Raw genomic sequence first — 18,402 nt, forward strand, 5'->3', positions numbered from 1 at the left:
AAAACACTTTTCTTGTATTTTGCATATTAAGAGCATATCCAGTTCTGTATAACATTTGATTTTAATTTTTTCAGCAAAAAAAGCCGACTTTAAAAGTCGGCTTGCTTTAAAACATTTTCCGGGAAATAAATCCAGCTATCTACAATCAAATTCTTGTTATAACAAGTCTGCCGCAAGCTGTGCCAGCTTGGAACGTTCTCCTTTTTCAAGCATAATATGCCCACTGATTCCCTCTTGTTTAAAACGTTCGACAATGTAGGTCAATCCGTTACTTGCGGAATCCAGGTAAGGGTGGTCAATCTGCTCAGGGTCACCCATCAAAATAATTTTACTACCTTCCCCCACCCGGGATACGATCGTTTTTACTTCATGACGAGACAAGTTCTGAGCTTCATCAATAATGATGAATTGGCCGGGAATCGATCTTCCGCGGATATACGTCAGTGCTTCAACTTGGATACTGCCGAGACCCATCAGTATTTTATCTATATCTCCGGCCTTTTTCGTATCAAATAAAAATTCAAGATTATCATAGATCGGCTGCATCCACGGACGAAGCTTCTCTTCCTTTTCCCCTGGCAAATACCCGATGTCCTTGCCCATAGGTACTACAGGACGCGCGATCAGCAGCTTTTTGTATTTGTGATCATCCTCTACTTTCAGCAATCCTGCTGCCAAGGCGAGCAGTGTTTTACCCGTGCCAGCTTTACCCGTTATCGTCACAAGCGGAATATCGTCGTTCAGCAGAAGCTCCAGCGCCATCCGTTGTTGTGCATTTCGGGCGCTGATCCCCCAGACATTATCATTACTGAGGAACAATGGCTCCAGTTTTGTACCTTCAGTATTCACTTTAAGCAAAGCGGATTTGTTCGTACCCATCTCATCTTTCAGAATGACAAATTCATTCGGGTAGAGAGAATAGGACAATTGCAACGGTTTGATCGGCAAGAAACGATATGTGTAAAACTCATCAATGACAGACGGGTGAACTTTCAGCGCTGTATATCCAGGGTACAACTCGCTAAGCCCAGCAGTCCGATCCGATAAGTAATCCTGTGTGTTCAGTCCAAGTACGTCCGCCTTGATCCGTACCAGAACGTCTTTACTGACAAGAACAACTTGTCGCTCCACCACTTCTTTTTCATTCTCTTCAATCTGATAATTCAGCGCGACGGCCAAGATTCGATTGTCATTGGACACTTCCCCGAACATTTCCTGAACTCTCACAAAACTGCGGTGATTAAGCTCAACTTTTAGATTGCCTCCATTCGCAAGAGGTACGCCACTGTGCAAGTGACCCAGTTCCCTGAGTCCATCCAGCAGTCTGGACACGTTGCGTGCATTACGGCCGATCTCATCGGCATTTCTTTTTTTGGAGTCAATCTCCTCCAGTACAACCGCGGGAATGATTACCTCATGTTCTTCAAAGGCAAATATGGCATTGGGGTCATGCAGAAGCACGTTGGTATCCAATACAAAAATCTTTTTCATTCAATCCCCTCCAAAGCGGCGTCGTTAAAGGCATGGGCTGGAACGTGTTCTCGGGAATGACGAAGTTGCTCTTACGAGCCTTCCGTTTCCCCTCATTCCCGAGTTCATCTTGATCGTGTGATCTTCAGCAGCGGCATGGACAATCATGCTCCCATACATAAATGTATTCGACTAGGGCAAAATAATTGTCAACCATTCTGAAAAACTCCAAGAAAGGATGAACATTTATGAAAATGGGGATATGCACGCTGCTTCTAATCTTTGTTCTTACCGGCTGTAATACTTCTACACGTAACGCTTCACAGGAACCGCATGAGATGCATCCTAGAAGTTACGGAGGAAACATAACAACACAGCAAGAAGATCGAATGAATCCTTCACGCTTAGATCACTTCAACGAAAATACGGGCGAGGTACATGATCTCAATGGTGCGGATGATACAGAAATGGGCCGAATGACAAATAAAAAACGAGTGAGTCACCTCAAAGCACTCGCCAAGCAAGTTGAGGGTGTACAGGATGCTAACTGCGTTATACTCGGCAACACAGCAGTTGTCGGCATTGATGTTGATGGTGATCTCGAACGGGCACGCGTTGGCACCATTAAGTATGCCGTTGCAGAAGCTTTGCGCAAAGATCCGGAAGGTGTAGATTCCATCGTAACCGCCGATGCTGATGTCACGGAGCGTATCAAAGAAATTGGTGAGCATATTCGTAAGGGCCATCCCATTTCCGGTTTTGCTTCAGAACTTGCCGATATGGTAGGCCGTATCATTCCACAGCTTCCGAAAGACGTCAAAGTTCGTCAAAACCCGGATGAACCTGCCCAGGATCAGTACATGCAACAACACACATCGGAAAAAAGACAACAAAAAGCCCAGTGATCTCTCACTAGGCTTTTTTCATGGCCGCAAAGACTTGCTCATCGAGCTTCTCAGCAGCACGTTGGTCGTATATTTTGACAAATTGAGGCACAGAGGACAGTTGAGCGCCATAAAACAACGCATTCCTCACCGCTTCAATTCGAATGTCGAAACAGCACATATTAAAGGGTACGTCTTGCAATGGATCTTGTTGCACGGAAGCACGTCCATTGACTGCATACACCATTTCTTCGCCAAAAACAGTAATTGTAACCAGCGGATTGTGTTTCATGTTATTTACCAGACGGGAACGATGATCAATCGCCAAACGAAAAGTTGATGCATTTTCAGCATAAATCCAGGAGATTGCTGTAGAAGTCGGACCTCCAGATTCCACATCCACGGTGTTAAGAAGCACAAAGGTCTCGTCTTTAAATTGCTGTAAAAGCGATTCTGTTAACTGTGTGACGGCTTCGGACATTCAACCAGCCCCCTAACCTTCTTTATGCAATTCTCATCTTGGTTGATGTTATTATATCACACCGCGAACCGAGCTTCCAATCCCCAAAACGATTGCTATTCTTTTGGAGATGACGCTGTGACTTTACCTGAAAGTGTATCTTGCAGTGCCTGTTTGGCATTGGCCAATTCTGTCTCATTGATATATACATAAGGACTTCTCCACTCCCCTGTAACCGGAGTAAAGTGTACATCTGCGGTGGAAATGTTCCAATAGGTTGCTATAAAGTTTTTCATTTGTTCGGATTCCACATCCGTGGTCATATTTTTATCTACCGCACTGATCACTTTGCCAATCTTGGTGATTCCGCCAAGCGACTTCATCTGATCCAGCATGGCATTCATTACCTGGCTCTGACGTTTATTCCGATCAAAATCATTGGACTCCGCCGTCTTTGGCTTACAGTTGGACTTACGATAGCGAACAAAATCAAGTGCTTCTTTTCCGTCCAAGTGCTGAGCTCCTGCCTTCAGATTAATATCTGTATTGTCAGCCGTATCTCGGTAACACATGTTTTTATCCACCGTAACATCTACTCCACCGACAGCGTTTATCGCATCACGAAAAGCCTGAAAATTAAGAACAGTTGTATAGTTAATATCCACACCGAGGTACTTACCCATCATATCCTTCATCTGGTCTTCTGCCTTCTTGCCAGATGTTTTTTCTTGTGTTTTAAACCGCGGATAATAGGCGTTCAGTTTGTTCGACTTATATCCGTCCAGCTGAATACGCGTGTCACGCGGTAAAGATACCACGGTGGCAGTCTTTGTATTCGGATTAAGTGCAGCAACCATCACAACATCTGATAAAAACGTACCTGTTTCGGGACGATTATCTGTACCAAGCAGCAACATCGTAAGCGGTTTGGTTGTAGCCGACATGCCTGGAGGAACGGGTTTATCTATTCCCGTATTCGCAACTTGGTTGTATAGCCAGTACATATATCCCCCACCGACCAGAATACCGATCACAAGCAGGCTGAGGAACACCCTGAAGAATGCGCGCATACGTTTCTTCTTCGGCGCCTTACCCTTACCGCTCTTGTTGCCTGAATTACCGGATGCATTCGAAGGTTGTCTTCGTGGAGGCAGTCCGTTTGAATTTGAAGTCATGTTCTCAACACCTTTATCACATCTGTTTGGTCTACATAAAACACAACCGCTTTCCCAAGGGAAAACGGATGTGTTTATGCATAGACAGCATTATGAGTTTCGAGCGGAAGCTTCCGCTTTTTTCTTTTGACGACCTTCAACGAAATAACGCACGCGCACTAACAACATCAGACCTACAGCTACCAACAAACATTGAATGATGGGCAACTTATCGATCTGAAAAATAAGAAGCATGAACGTACCCATCGCCATCAAGATATACAACACAATTTCCTTACCGATTGGCAATTTCTGACGTACCCGAAAGACCTTGTTATACACGTAAGTAATCAGTACAAAGATGACGATATAGGCGATGATCGGGTGTGATGCAAACCATGCTTGCATGTTAAGGCATCTCCTTTCATGATCATGCTGTACAAAACTCAACCATTGGCGGGACTTTACTGCTGCACAATGAGATTCTTCGTCGCTCGTTCGACCGTTCCGAGATCGGATCGTTCTTTTGATCGCTGTTGTCCCCGAATTTCTGTGAACACTCTATCAAGTGTTGAAATTCGGGGACAAAGGCGAACGCTTCGCTTCTGCAGAATCGATTCCTCTCCCTCCACTACCGTGGCGAGAGACAGGAATCGTTCCATCGTGCAATAATGTCCCTTCAAACATTGACTTTTGTATCTCTTAGAGTAGTGGGTATTACGCGTTATTTTGAGCCATTTTGCGTTGTTTTTCTGCACGCTCACGCTCGGATTTGTTCAAAAGCTTCTTACGAAGACGAATGGATTTCGGCGTGATTTCACAGTACTCATCATCGTTCAAATATTCAAGCGCTTGTTCCAACGAGAAGATAATTGGCGTTTTAATTTTAACCGTATCATCTTTACCGGAAGAACGAACGTTAGTCAGTTGTTTTTCTTTACAGATGTTAACAACGATATCATTGTCACGTGTATGCTCACCAACAATCATACCTTCGTAAATTTCTGTTCCAGGCTCAAGGAAGAGCGTACCACGATCCTCAACACCCATCATTCCGTAGAATGTAGATGTACCCGTTTCCGTTGAGATCAGTACACCTTGGTGACGTCCACCCACTTGACCGGATACGACTGGAGCGTAGCTGTCAAATGCATGGTTCATTACGCCATAACCACGAGTCAATGTGAGGAAGTTCGTGCTATAACCAATCAGACCACGTGCAGGAATCAGGAACTCCAGACGGACTTGACCGCTACCATTGTTGATCATGTTAACCATCTCTGCTTTACGTGCGCCCAGGCTCTCCATGACGGAACCCATGCTTTCTTCAGGGATGTCAATCAACAAGCGCTCAACAGGCTCCATTTTCTTACCGTCAACTTCTTTGATGATAACTTCTGGTTTGGATACTTGGAGCTCATATCCTTCACGACGCATATTTTCAATCAGGATACCAAGGTGAAGTTCACCACGTCCGGAAACGATAAATGCATCCGGGCTCTCTGTTTCTTCTACACGAAGAGATACGTCAGTTTCCAATTCTTTCAACAAACGCTCGCGCAGTTTACGGGAAGTAACCCATTTACCTTCGCGGCCTGCGAATGGACTGTTGTTTACGAGGAATGTCATTTGCAGTGTTGGCTCATCAATTTTCAGAACCGGCAAAGCTTCAGGGTTGTTCGGATCAGCAATCGTTTCACCGATGTTGATATCCTTAATACCTGCGATCGCCACGATGTCACCTGCGCCAGCTTCCTCTGTCTCTACACGTTTCAGACCTTGGAAACCGAACAGTTTCTCGATACGAGCTGTTTTGCTTTTGCCATCACGCATAATAACAGTAACGGATTGGCCTTGACGGATCACACCGCGGTTTACACGACCGATAGCGATACGTCCAAGGTATTCATTGTAGTCCATCAGCGTAACGAGGAATTGCAGTGGCTCTTCAACGTTCTCTGTTGGATGAGGGATATGACTTACGATGGTATCGTAGATCGCCATCATGTTGTCATCTTGTTTGGCAGGATCGTCTTCCATGCTGGATGTTCCGTTCAATGCGGAAGCATATACAACAGGGAATTCAAGTTGTTGATCGTTGGCACCCAGTTCGATGAACAGGTCAAGTACTTCATCAATAACCTCAGCCGGACGAGCCGCTGGACGGTCAATTTTGTTTACAATTACGATTGGAGTCAGGTTGTGCTCCAGTGCTTTACGAAGTACGAACTTCGTTTGTGGCATGCAGCCCTCATAAGCGTCAACAACGAGCAATACGCCGTCAACCATTTTCATGATACGTTCTACTTCACCACCGAAGTCGGCGTGTCCAGGTGTATCTACAATGTTAATCAGGTAATCTTTATACGTTATAGCCGTGTTTTTGGCCAAAATCGTAATACCGCGTTCACGCTCCAAATCGTTGGAGTCCATTGCGCGCTCCTGTACAGTCTCGTGGTCACGGAATGTACCGGATTGCTGGAGCAACTTGTCGACGAGTGTTGTTTTCCCGTGGTCGACGTGGGCAATAATCGCAATATTGCGAATGTGTTCTCTTGAATGCATGGTTTGTATCCATATCCTTTCCAATTTCAATTCTTATCTACTAAACTTCCCGCAAAATCGCAGGTTACTCACAAAATAAGCGTCGGTGATAACCCGACGCATGTCTATATCCCTTATATTATAGTTTATCATAGGTAAAAATCAAGATATTTCGCTCGAAAACTCCATTGGTTAAGACCGGAGATGTTTACCATCCCCTGCCTCGGCCTATACGCCCTCGCCCAGCAAGCAACCAGACTCCACCCAAAATAAGCAGAACAGCAAGTACATAAATGATCCCTGTCTGTAACAGCGTAAACGCCAACAATACGATGGATACCGCTCCGATAATTAGGGCAGCAGGATAGACAAATTCGGGTCTTCGCCGCTCAACTGCACCATATCCAAGCAAGCCGACAGCTATTCCAAGCAATAGGATTGGCCACAAATTTCTCATTAGCCCGGCTCCCCATATGTTCGTTATGCTGAACAGTACACCATACACCGTGAGAACTCCCGCAGGCATTAACGACCAGGACGGCGCAATTCGGGCATAAAACAATGCATAAAGAGCAATACCTGGCAGCAATAGCAACAGAGGCCAGAAATTTCGACCAATAAACCCAAACACTCCTAATTTACCGAGCAAAATGACAAGACCAGCAACTACAATAAATAATCCGATCGCTCTTTCATTCTTCATTATAATCACCTCTGTTTTCGTTAATTATGTAATTCCGAACTATGCTGACTCTCCCAGTACTAAACACATTTTGAATTGTAAAAACAAGCTATAACCTGATGTTAACAGTGTATCTGATGTTTCCACAAAAAACTATACTGATGTCGAAAATGAGTCGTCCTAACTTAAGCGAAATATACATTATGCCTCCAACCTTAATCTGTATTCCCCTTAGAGACACCATATATAATATCAGATAAACTTACGATACGAAGATTACTTCCCCTCTTCATTGCTCTATCCTTTATCGTTCACATGCGAAAAAAAACGCCGACTCTTCTTGGCGGAACGCCTCAGGCATATTAAAAAACAGAAAAGGTATCCCTTATGGGACACCTCTCAAACAAAAAGCTTATTCTAACTCATGTTGTCATCTAAGTATTTCGGCGAACGAATCTATGTGCCCCTCCCGCCGCTATAACCAGACAAGCTAAAGCTGCTGGCAACATTGCATGAGCCTGTGCTGCCATTCCGCCCAGCCACTCCCCTAGCTTCGGGTCTCTCATCAACATTTCTCCTGCGGTAAACGCAAGTATTCCTGATCCCGCATACACCAGAATCGGAAAGCGTTTGAGCAGTCCCACAATGACACCACTACCCCATACTACAATAGGAATACTAATAGCAATCCCGATAACAATTAGAGCGAGGTCTCCATCCGCCAATGCAGCAATCGCTAATACATTATCCAGACTCATCACAAAATCAGCAACTAATATTGTCTGAATCGCTTTCCAGGTTGTGGATGCGTTACGGATATGTACCTCTTCATCGTTTTGAAGCAGCAGCTTCAGCGCAATCCAGAACAATAACAACCCGCCTGCCGCCTGAATAAAAGGAATCCCCAGCAACAGTACAGCCGCGAAAGTAAGTATGCAACGTAGAAGTACTGCACCAAGTGCTCCCCACCATACTGCTTTTTTACGTTGAGCTGGAGGTAAATCTTTGCTCGCCATTGCAATGACAACCGCGTTATCGCCACTCAATACCAGATTGATCATTAAAATTTGTGTTAACAGCCATAGCGTATCCATCTCCTCATCCCCCCACTCTAACTTGTATGTGAAAGATGTACATGCTATTCTTAGTGTTTGAAGAATATATAAGGAGTGACATATCACATGGAGCTACTTAGTCCAACATTCTGGCTGTCTTTGTTGAATGTTGTCTTTATTGATCTGATCCTGGCTGGCGATAATGCCATCGTCATTGGTCTTGCAGCTAGAAATCTCCATCCTTCCGTGCAAAAAAAGGCGATCCTGTTCGGCACAGGCGGTGCACTTCTCATTCGGATTGCAGCCACCGTCGTTGTATTATGGTTGCTCAAAGTGCCTTGGCTCTTACTCGCAGGAGGCCTACTCCTGGTCTGGATTGCCTATAAACTGCTGGCAGATCAGGGAGATGAGCACAATGACATTCAAGCCGATACTTCCCTCTGGGCCGCTGTTCGTACAATCATCATTGCGGATGCAGCCATGGGACTAGACAATGTGATTGCCGTAGCGGGGGCTGCGCAACAACATCTGGTACTTGTTATCCTCGGATTGCTGATCAGTGTCCCGATTATCGTTTGGGGTAGCACCTTGTTCATCAAACTGATGAACCACTTTCCCTGGATTATCTATGTTGGCGCTATGGTACTAGGTTATACTGCTGCAAATATGATTACTGAAGAGAAACGGATTATGCCTTTTTTCACGGAGCATCCGGCAATCCGCATCCTGTTCATCGCTGTAGTGATTGGAGGTGTTGTTTTTCTTGGTTACCGTAAACGAACTACAAGTAAGAAAGCCCAAGCTAAACAGCAACGTTCCTATTCATAGACGAGCCAAGGAAATAGAGGCAATACAAGCAATTCATTTACGAAATAACGTCTCACAAAAAGAACAGGACTCCCCCCTTCTCACCCTGGTTAGTCCTGTTCTTTTTGTGTTCTATTTACATTTCATTTGTTATGTCTACCTCTAATTTGGCATGCCCCAAATAACCACCACATTTAAAACCAGTCATCCTTCATTTCACTGTTCTCTGGCTGCCCCGTCAATACTGAAGCTTCCCCGGCATACAAAGTTATCGTTTCTGTATGTTCTACCGCTTGATCCAGCCATTCCGGCAGATGGCTCATCGTTGCTTCGATTTTATCCACAATCCGCAGATTCGGATTGGTGGATGGTGATTTTGGAACAAACAATGTACAGCAATCTTCATAAGGCAGAATCGAGATATCATACGTTCCAATCTGTTTGGAAAGTGAAATAATTTCCTGCTTGTCCATCATGACCAGCGGTCTCAGCAGAGGCAGGTCCGTAGCGCGGCCGATGACATTCATGCTCGGAAGGGTTTGGCTTGCCACCTGACCCAGACTATCACCAGTAATCAGCGCGAGAGCACGTTCACGTTCTGCCAGCTTGGTGGCAATTCGTAGCATGGAACGCCGCATTAAGGTAATAATCAGATTATCTTGACCCAACTGGGTGAATGCGGTCTGAATCTCTGTAAATGGAACCAGGTGTAATTTGATCGAACCCGCGTGATCTGCAAGCGCACGGGCAAGATCAATCACTTTTTCTTTGGCCCGCTGACTGGTAAAAGGATAACTATAAAAATGCACACACTCGACTTCGAGTCCCCGGCGCATGGAAGACCATGCAGCTACGGGACTGTCTATCCCTCCAGACAAGAGGACCATTGCCTTGCCATTTGTTCCAAGCGGGAATCCGCCTGCGGCAGGAATGACTTCACTGAAAATATAAGTGCCTTGTTCCCGGATTTCTACACGTAACTCGATATCAGGGTCACGCACATCGACCTTCAACTGCTGAAATTTGCGCAGAATCGGTGAACCGACGAGATGATTTGTTTCATGAGAAGAATGCGGGAAGGCCTTCCACACTCGACGCGCGTTTACCTTGAAGGTCGTGACTTCACCGAATTCTTCAGCTCGTTCATCCATAAACGCAACCGCAGTTTGAACAATTTCGTCAATCTCGGAAGGTGTTACTTTCACAGGACTGATAGACGCTACACCAAATACACGTTTGAGCACGGGAATAAGCTGTGTGTGGGATTCACCACCAAGATCCACGTAGACTCGTCCGTATTCTTTACGCAGACTTGCCCCTGGATAAGGCTTAAGCAGTGCCTTGACTTGAGTGATGATCGTTTTCTCAAATCGCGCACGATTTTTTCCTTTTAACATAAACTCTCCAAAACGGAGAAGTAGCATATCATAATTCAACATTTAATTTACATCCGCCTTTCGAGTGGCCGTAATTGTGCCACCATCTGATGCAGTGCCTTTTCCAGCATGGCTGCATCCTCTTCTGTATGTTCGTCACCGAAACTAATTCGCAATCCCCCAGCGGCACAGGCAACATCTCTTCCCATGGCAAGCAGCACCCGGCTTGGCTCAGCCGAACGCGAGGAGCATGCCGACTGGGTAGACACCGTACAGCCAAGTTGCTCTAGGGTATGCAAGGCTACTTCTGCTTTCATAGCAGGATAGGAAAAATGTACAATATGTGGCGCTCCGTCATGCGTACTGTTGAGCTCGAGCTCCGGGATAGCAGCAATCGTCTTCATCACCCGGTCTCGAAGTATGCGAATTCGACTCGAAAAATCAATCTGCCTTTCTGTTGCGATCCGCATTGCCTTGGCCATACCCACAATCAGAGCCGTATTCTCTGTGCCTGCCCTGAGCCCATGCTCCTGTGAGCCACCGGATAGCAGTGGTATAAGCTCTACGCCACTTCTCACATAGAGGAGCCCGGCACCTTTCGGCCCACGGATTTTATGAGCGGACAAACTGTACAGATCCGCTTTCCATTTGGCTGGTGCAACGTGCACTTTTCCGAAACCTTGTACGCCATCTACATGAAAAAGGACCCGTGGCGCGTTTTTTTTGAGCAGATTACCAATCTCTTCTACCGGATGAATCGCACCCGTCTCATTGTTCACATGCATCAGACTAACAAGCACGGTGTCCGAACGAACAGCTTTTAGTACCTGCTCAGCAGTAACGACACCTCTTGAATCTACAGGGATAAAGGTTACATCCCATCCCCATTGCTGTAACTGCAACACACTCTCATACACAGACGCGTGCTCCGTTGCCGTAGTTATAATATGTTTTCCCCGTGAACGATACCGAAGTGCAGCCCCCTTAATCGCGAGGTTATTACTCTCCGTTGCTCCGGATGTAAATATGATTTCATCTGCTTTTACACCGATTGTGGCTGCACAGCCTGTCCGCGCTCGGCGTAGTAATTGATCTGCACGTTCACCGTATCCATGAATCGACGACGCATTTCCGAACTGTGTTTCCATAATTTCCGCCATCGTGCGAACCACATCGGGATATGGAGGAGTCGTTGCAGCATAATCAAAATATTTCAAAACAAGGTGCACCTTCCTTATTCGTTCGTTCATTAACTTATAGTGAGCATTGTACCACGATCTTCGTACAACACAAAAAAAGACCAACTGAAAGTAGGCAATGAAGGCCTGCCTTTTAAGCTGGATCTCTTTGTTTGGGACATGCTCAGAAGATGTCCTTTTTAGATCGAATATTTGGAACGAGCCCGTTCCACTTTGGTAATATAATTTTGCGTTTCCACAGGCAACAAATGGAGCATGCTCATCAGTTCATTATCATTGGTAACGCCCAGTCTGGACAACCGACCTGGACCAGCATTATAGGCTGCCAAAGCCATTTTCTCCTGCCCGCCAAAACGCTGAAGCTGAAGGGATAAATATTTGGTGCCTGCATCGATATTTTGACCCGGGTCGAAGGAGTCACTCACACCAAGTCCGGCTGCCGTACCATCCATTAATTGCATCAGCCCCTTCGCACCTGCCGAAGAGACAACATTCGGATTAAAACCGGATTCTGTATCGATGACCGCTTTGATTAAAGATTCAGGGACCCCGTACTTCGCACTGGCCTGTGAGATCAGTGATTCGAAATCCGTAGGCACGGATTTGCCGGAATCAGCTTGTCCTGTATTACTCAAGGCAAGCAATGAATCCAGATTACCTGCTTGGGAAGAACCCGTTATATTCATATCCGGACTATAGGTACTGCCAAGCTGCAACCACAACAAACCGTCATTGGATCGCTTAGAGGTCGAAGTTTGATTTTCCGCATCGCTCAGACTACGATTATCCGCATTTAACAATCCATCCATCATATTTGAAAAGTCAGTCGTCGAACCAGTTGGCACAGCTGATCCGTTCGTTTGATTATTAATATTGGACAATTGCAACTCCAATAATTGCCGCGAATTGCGTGGATCAATTTGCATGAGTTAACTCCACTCCCGTTTCATTCAAGCTAGATGACTTTATTCTACATGGTTTTACAGACAGGTTCCATCATTTTCATAAAAAATAGCTGATTAGACGTTAAAAATATGCGTAAATGTGAAAAAACCTTCTGATTCACCATAAGGAAGTGAATACAGAAGGCTTTTCTATTGTCCTGAGATCCGAGGATACCTCTCCCATCCCATGAACGAATGTCGCTTTTTTTATCGTGCAAAAGGAATCATAAAAAAGTAACTCAGTGTAGCGACGATTCCTAGTCCGATGGACCAGGCTCCTGCTGTCTTACGTCCATTCACATAAGCATAATAACCAAGTACAGCCGCAGCGGGACCCAATACAATGGACCACATGAACAACGATGCGATACCAAAAGCAAGACCCATATACCCTGCAACACGGCCTGTTGATTCCATTACACGATCAGCCTCATGTTTCTGCGGTACTGCATCTGAATGCACACGGTCGCTCTCCCTGGTTCGCACGGTTGCTCGCGGCGTAATCTCCGCACCGTATTCCTCACGATATGCTTTTCTTGGATAATCCACACGCTGGCGCTGTTGTTGACTCTGCGATTCTGTGTTGTAACGATCCAAATGTTCGTCATTGAAATCATCATTCTTCACGTGAAAGCACCTCCGTTAATGGATTGGATGACTGCTTACTTGGGTCTGAATGTGTGACAGCATGTTGCTGAAGAGGTACGCGCATGATCATGATGATCGGAGTCAAAAGTCTCTCCGGCAAATTCCTCATGCAGACGACGGGTAGCGTGCTGGTCAATGTCAATCATGATGGCATCGGCCTGGCAAAAGTTGTTTTCTCCCCAGAAATGACAGTTGGAAACGCTGCATTTGACAATTGGTTTGTCATGGCTCATTTTTTATCACCTCGACATCTAATGTTCCCACGCGCCAAATCCGATATTCTTCGCCGAAATGCCAGATGATAACATGTATCAGGATACGTATTTATCTAAAGTCATTCACTTCGAAACGAACGTTCCATCCTTACATCCAAACAAAAAAAAACCGCCACAAGGGCGGTCTGTCTGTTACGAAATATTAGGCGTGGTTACGTTGGCTTTGCATACGACGCTGGGTCAGATAATCACTCTCGTAATAGGCCAAGTCGTCACGAAGTTCTTCATAAGTCTTGGAAATTTCCAAAATGACGTCGCGTACAGCCCGAATCGGCTTATCACGGAAACGGATGGCATCCTGACCTGTATAAGCATATCTTCCGTCCTCAGAGTAGCACTCATTTTTCGGATAGAAAAAGCTGTTCACACTTTGGTGATACGTATTATAAAGAGCCTTTTCGGCAAATTCGACATCAAAGTTGGCACGACGCAGCACAACGCCAAGTTTTTCGTAAGAAACTTCAGAAAAAACGAGCAAATGACGGAGATCTGAAAGGAAACCTTTGTAGAAGGCGGTTGACTCCTCCGTCTGGTTCTGATCCAGTTCAGGCAAAGCATTTTCATTCAAAAACTTTTCGATCCGATCGATCGCCGGTTTTAACTTTTCTCTGGTTGACTCACATGTTTTTTGTACATTGGCTGCTGACATAAAGGTAGCTCCCCCTTAAATAAGTCCTTACATTTTTACATCTAGGTAGGCCAAACCATGTTTGTTTCCTGACCTTTTGAATACTCAGATATAATCCTACCATAAAAAGTTGACGAGCGGTATCCCTTAATCGTGCTTTCCATTCCTGTCATGATATATGCTTCGGAACATGCAATGACTCGAAACTCTTTTGTATAAAAATATGTGCTTCTCCTAACGATAACTACATCCGTGACAACGACGATGCGTTCAAGCACGCCGTATAAGCCATTGTCCAAAATGAACGAGGAGGTTCTGTCTTATGTCCAGACCAAGGTGGATCAACTGGGCTCTCGCAGCAGGTGCGGGCGCCTTAGCGCTGACCTTACTGCTTCCAACATCAAACCGTACCGTACCCAAGCCAAGCGCTATGCAGGAGAATCCTCAGAAGGAACATGCAAGCAAGCAGCGTCTGAAAGTTCAGGATATCAAAGCCACCGATCTGCTGACCCGTGTAGATGCCAAACAGCACCTCGGGATCATACTGGATAAAACGAACACGATGACAGATGCACAGGTGACCCGTTATATGAAAGATCTTCAAGATTCACACGGGCACATGCGGTCTATTCAATTAATGAATATGGATGACTCATCGAGTAAACGATTTGATCGTGCGTTCAAAGAAGGCAGTAAACTGGAGCAACAAAAATTATCTCATGCAATGAATTTGGCAAAAAAAGCGGTACACAAGCGTCAAAGCTTCGAGTCCTCTTCGTTTCCACTTGGAAAAGAAAAATACTTTGTCATGGGACAACCCTCCAAGGATGGCAAACGAGCCATCATCGCTCTGTTTAGTCAAAGTGTATTAAATGCCGTGGAAGAGCATCAGCGTAAAAATTTGCGGATGATTCCTTATCCACGTGAAGGGAAATTCAAAATCGAATCGGTTCATCCCGACACATTAAACGAAATCACGGTAAAAACCGGGCATGACAACGCCAATGCAAGCCATTTTTACGAAAATGAAATCGTCATTCGTTTCCGGCAAGATCCGGGTGAACGAGATATGCGCATCATTCGTTCTGACGTGAAGACGCAGTCTGCTCGCAAGCTCGGTTATACGTATGTTTTTCGGTCTGAAACGATGAATTATAAACAATTGCGAGATTATTTCGGAAGTAAATGGAATCCGCAGTATATGGAACCCCACTATATGTACTTAACCAATGAAACGGCCGCTGAACAACCGGATGTACCCATCCCTAACGATGTACTGTTCTCGGATTATCAGTGGAATCTGCCTGCCATTGAGACAAATCGCGGGTGGAATATTACGAAGGGCAACAAAGATGTTATCGTAGCCGTGGTAGATACAGGTGTTGATGTGAATCACCCGGATCTCAAAGGAAAATTGCTCGAGGGATATAATGTCGTGAATCCGGGCAACAAACCGCTCGATGATGTCGGTCATGGTACCCATGTTGCCGGTATCATCGGAGCGATTGTAAACAATAACGAAGGTGTAGCTGGTATGAGCTGGTACAATAAGGTGCTTCCTGTCAAAGTACTGGACAACTCGGGATCAGGTACAACGTATGCGGTCGCTGAGGGCATCATTTGGGCAGCCGATCATGGCGCCAAAGTCATTAATATGAGTCTTGGTAACTATGCAGACGCTCAATTTCTCCATGATGCTATTAAATACGCTTTTGACCGGGATATCGTACTTATCGCTGCAACCGGCAACGATAATACCGAGCGTCCGGGATACCCTGCTGCTTATCCCGAAGTTTTTGCTGTCTCTGCTACAGACCCGGATATGAATAAAGCCTCCTACTCCAATTATGGAGACTATGTGGATGTCATGGCTCCCGGATCAAGTATTGCCAGTACGTACCCGGACAATCAGTACGCTGCTCTGTCAGGCACATCCATGGCTAGTCCGCACGTCGCAGCACTTGCAGGATTAATTCGCTCGTTGAACCCGGATCTGACCAATACGGAGGTTATGGATCTGATGCGGCAAAGTGTAATTGATCTAGGGGAACCCGGCCATGATAAGTACTACGGTTATGGTCAGATTGATGTATACAAAGCGTTACAAGCCGCATCGGGAAGCAGTGCTCCGTTACAGTTCTGGCCTCAGCATGTCAGACAGCAGATGGATAACACGATGAAAAAATATATCCAATAATATCTTATTGAATAACCTTAACTTCTGGGATAAGCGCTATTCTCCAGGTTATTCGGACATCAGAGTGGACTGTGTACGTTTTTCTGGTCGAATTATACCAAAAACAAAAGCAGCTGCGCCCCGGGGCGTATGCTGCTCTTTGGTTTGATTCTTTTTCCCGGGGCGTTAACTGCGATTAGCGTTTGCGAGAAGTCGAGCGGGCTTTGCTAGATTTTTTCAGTGATTTTTTCTTATGGCTGGATACATACATTGGACCTTCTTCTCTGATAACAACGGGATACATATGATGAGGTATTGGAACACAGTGGTGTTGCTTCACAACTTCAATCGGGTGGATTACAGGTACGATCTGTGGAATGTAATAATCCTGAACAACCTGAATCGGGTCACATACAATCGGTGAAACCTCTGGACAACAATGGTTCATCATTTCAAACCAACTCCCTTTCAAGTGATACTATAACCTATTGCAGTGAACCCGATGTGGTATGGATGGATGTCCATATTCTTAAAAATTAAATGAGCGGTAGCCTGTCCGCCGTTGCCCCAGCATGTTGTGATGAGACCCTCTCAATGACAGTACACAGAATTCGAAGCCCTTGCTTCAGCGCTTCACTACTCGTCACAGTGAAACATATTCGTAAACTCGTTGTGTCACTTTCCGCAACATAACAGGCTGAACCAGGCAAAAAAGAAACGCCAGCAGCGAGGGACTGCCGATGCAGTTCATGCATGTCCATATTCCCCTGCAATTCGAGCCATAAATTAAGCCCTCCCTCAGGAAGACGCCACTGCATCTCGTTCGTTGCATACTGCTCGAGCACCTCTGAGGCAACACACAAGCGCGAGTAGAGTTCTTCTCGGAGCTGATAAACGTAAGTGTCATACTGTTCCTGAATATAAGCTTGAAGTGCTTTTTGAGTTAATAACGGACTCCCAAGATCGGCCGTAGACTTCGCGGCCACAAGCCGGGTAAGCACACTTCCATCGGCTATAGCACAAGCTACACGGCAACCGGGGGAGAGTACTTTGCTGAAACTTTTAATGTAAACCACATGCCCCGCACTATCCATGGACTTAATCGAAGCCGGTGGCGGCTCACGAAAGTATAAATCTGCAAACGGGTCATCTTCCAGAATGAGGCAGTGATAACTTTGTGCGATATTTAGCAATTGGGCCCGTCTCTGAGTACTCATCGTCACACCTGTCGGATTGTGATATGTAGGGATCGTATAGATTAGCTTGGGCGGATATGTATCACACAAGCGGGTAAGCAGATCGATACGCATACCTTCATTGTCCATAGGAACGGTAATGATTTTGGCTCCTCGACTCGTGAACACATCTATAGCCCCTGTATACGTTGGTGCCTCCATATATACGACATCTCCAGGACCGATAAATGTACGAGCTACCAGATCAATCCCCTGCTGTGCTCCGCTTGTAATTAACATTCTTTCGGGCGTAACTTGCAGTCCGCGAGAAGCAAAATGTCTTGCAAATGTCTGTCTTAGTTCCCAATCCCCCTGAAATGATCCATAGGCCGCCATGCGCTCTGCATGATCTGAGGACAAGTGATAGGCGCTATTGATAATATCACGCGTAGGTAATAACTCAGGCTGAATCGCTGACATATGCAGTTCATATCGGACTTGAGGGGATGCGTCAAAATGTCTCCACAGTTGTGCTCTGGGTAAATAATCTACCAGTGTCATCTGCCAGTTCAACGAAACACCGGAGTCGCTGGTGCTCATTTTGCTATGGGCAACTGCTTCTCTGGACATTTGATCCGAAGGCTCTGTTCCCCTTACATAACAGCCTTTTCCCTGAGAGCAACGAACGAGTTGTATAGCCTCCAGTTCCGCATATGCTTTAGTTACAGTTACCAAACTAACGCCTAAATCAGCGGTCATCTTACGAACAGATGGCAACCTCGTTCCCGGTTCAATCAAACCTGAGCGGATACGATCTGCAATGGTCAGAGCAATCTGCATATATAATTTGGTACTGCTTCCCCTTTTAAGCTCAATATGCATGTCTGCTCATCCCCCTAACTGTTATGATCGTTGTTTTACTGTT

Annotated in this window: 19 protein-coding genes; 3 read left to right on the forward strand and 16 right to left on the reverse strand. The window is 45.6% G+C overall.

Translation table 11 applies throughout. The features are described from left to right. Positions 1-156: 156 nt before the first annotated feature. Positions 157-1,491 carry a PhoH family protein gene (locus ACT89M_RS19905; RefSeq protein ID WP_090923774.1) on the reverse strand — a complete coding sequence of 445 codons (1,335 nt, stop codon included), beginning with the start codon at positions 1,489-1,491 and terminating at the stop codon, positions 157-159. Between the two features lie 227 nt (positions 1,492-1,718). Between ACT89M_RS19905 and ACT89M_RS19910 the strand changes: the two genes are divergently transcribed. Further along, entirely contained in the window at positions 1,719-2,375 is a 657-nt protein-coding gene (locus tag ACT89M_RS19910) for a YhcN/YlaJ family sporulation lipoprotein (protein WP_154888075.1), read from the forward strand. Positions 2,376-2,382: 7 nt separating this feature from the next. Here ACT89M_RS19910 and ACT89M_RS19915 read toward each other — a convergent pair whose 3' ends face one another. The 7 genes from ACT89M_RS19915 to ACT89M_RS19945 all read right to left on the reverse strand — a co-directional run bounded on the left by ACT89M_RS19915 (position 2,383) and on the right by ACT89M_RS19945 (position 8,288). Continuing rightward, positions 2,383-2,835 carry a pyridoxamine 5'-phosphate oxidase family protein gene (locus ACT89M_RS19915; protein WP_090923776.1) on the reverse strand — a complete coding sequence of 151 codons (453 nt, stop codon included), beginning with the start codon at positions 2,833-2,835 and terminating at the stop codon, positions 2,383-2,385. Positions 2,836-2,930: 95 nt separating this feature from the next. After that, on the reverse strand, positions 2,931-3,989 hold the full coding sequence (locus tag ACT89M_RS19920; protein WP_154957772.1) for an LCP family protein: 1,059 nt from the start codon (positions 3,987-3,989) through the stop codon (positions 2,931-2,933). 90 nt (positions 3,990-4,079) lie between these two features. Continuing rightward, the gene (locus ACT89M_RS19925; RefSeq protein WP_090923778.1) at positions 4,080-4,376 is read right to left on the reverse strand and encodes a YlaH-like family protein; all 297 of its coding nucleotides are present in this window, start codon (positions 4,374-4,376) and stop codon (positions 4,080-4,082) included. A gap of 56 nt (positions 4,377-4,432) precedes the next feature. Next, complete coding sequence (locus ACT89M_RS19930; protein ID WP_222592167.1) at positions 4,433-4,630, reverse strand: hypothetical protein; 198 nt, start codon at positions 4,628-4,630, stop codon at positions 4,433-4,435. A 55-nt stretch (positions 4,631-4,685) separates the two neighbouring features. Next, entirely contained in the window at positions 4,686-6,533 is a 1,848-nt protein-coding gene (gene typA, locus ACT89M_RS19935; RefSeq protein ID WP_090923779.1) for a translational GTPase TypA, read from the reverse strand. A gap of 187 nt (positions 6,534-6,720) precedes the next feature. After that, positions 6,721-7,221, reverse strand: coding sequence for a hypothetical protein (locus ACT89M_RS19940; protein ID WP_154888630.1), 501 nt, complete (start codon positions 7,219-7,221; stop codon positions 6,721-6,723). A 407-nt stretch (positions 7,222-7,628) separates the two neighbouring features. Next, positions 7,629-8,288, reverse strand: coding sequence for a TerC family protein (locus ACT89M_RS19945; RefSeq protein ID WP_154888068.1), 660 nt, complete (start codon positions 8,286-8,288; stop codon positions 7,629-7,631). Positions 8,289-8,375: 87 nt separating this feature from the next. On the opposite strand from ACT89M_RS19945, the gene ACT89M_RS19950 reads away from it, so the two are divergent. Next, positions 8,376-9,077: a TerC family protein gene (locus ACT89M_RS19950; RefSeq protein ID WP_154888066.1), complete on the forward strand. Its 702-nt coding sequence runs from the start codon at positions 8,376-8,378 to the stop codon at positions 9,075-9,077. A 173-nt stretch (positions 9,078-9,250) separates the two neighbouring features. On the opposite strand, the gene thiI is transcribed toward ACT89M_RS19950, so the two are convergent. The 6 genes from thiI to ACT89M_RS19980 all read right to left on the reverse strand — a co-directional run bounded on the left by thiI (position 9,251) and on the right by ACT89M_RS19980 (position 14,147). Further along, a complete protein-coding gene (gene thiI, locus ACT89M_RS19955; protein WP_308722943.1) occupies positions 9,251-10,492 on the reverse strand; it encodes a tRNA uracil 4-sulfurtransferase ThiI in 1,242 nt (413 codons plus the stop codon). A gap of 8 nt (positions 10,493-10,500) precedes the next feature. Then, positions 10,501-11,649 (reverse strand): cysteine desulfurase family protein, encoded by a 1,149-nt coding sequence (locus tag ACT89M_RS19960; protein ID WP_154888064.1) that lies wholly within the window; start codon positions 11,647-11,649, stop codon positions 10,501-10,503. 161 nt (positions 11,650-11,810) lie between these two features. Next, the gene (locus ACT89M_RS19965) at positions 11,811-12,557 is read right to left on the reverse strand and encodes a lytic transglycosylase domain-containing protein (protein WP_154888062.1); all 747 of its coding nucleotides are present in this window, start codon (positions 12,555-12,557) and stop codon (positions 11,811-11,813) included. 225 nt (positions 12,558-12,782) lie between these two features. Next, positions 12,783-13,202, reverse strand: a complete 420-nt coding sequence (locus ACT89M_RS19970; protein WP_373323245.1) for a hypothetical protein — start codon at positions 13,200-13,202, stop codon at positions 12,783-12,785. Between the two features lie 35 nt (positions 13,203-13,237). After that, entirely contained in the window at positions 13,238-13,456 is a 219-nt protein-coding gene (locus tag ACT89M_RS19975) for a DUF1540 domain-containing protein (RefSeq protein WP_090914705.1), read from the reverse strand. Between the two features lie 184 nt (positions 13,457-13,640). Continuing rightward, complete coding sequence (locus ACT89M_RS19980; protein WP_090914707.1) at positions 13,641-14,147, reverse strand: YpuI family protein; 507 nt, start codon at positions 14,145-14,147, stop codon at positions 13,641-13,643. A gap of 301 nt (positions 14,148-14,448) precedes the next feature. On the opposite strand from ACT89M_RS19980, the gene ACT89M_RS19985 reads away from it, so the two are divergent. Further along, positions 14,449-16,323 (forward strand): S8 family peptidase, encoded by a 1,875-nt coding sequence (locus tag ACT89M_RS19985; protein WP_308722818.1) that lies wholly within the window; start codon positions 14,449-14,451, stop codon positions 16,321-16,323. A 175-nt stretch (positions 16,324-16,498) separates the two neighbouring features. On the opposite strand, the gene ACT89M_RS19990 is transcribed toward ACT89M_RS19985, so the two are convergent. Together ACT89M_RS19990 and pdxR are read right to left on the reverse strand one after the other, a co-directional pair. After that, positions 16,499-16,753, reverse strand: coding sequence for a hypothetical protein (locus ACT89M_RS19990; protein ID WP_261769237.1), 255 nt, complete (start codon positions 16,751-16,753; stop codon positions 16,499-16,501). 85 nt (positions 16,754-16,838) lie between these two features. Beyond that, positions 16,839-18,359: a MocR-like pyridoxine biosynthesis transcription factor PdxR gene (gene pdxR / locus ACT89M_RS19995; protein ID WP_154888058.1), complete on the reverse strand. Its 1,521-nt coding sequence runs from the start codon at positions 18,357-18,359 to the stop codon at positions 16,839-16,841. Positions 18,360-18,402: the final 43 nt, after the last annotated feature.

This window comes from Paenibacillus sp. NN59 (assembly GCF_057597225.1).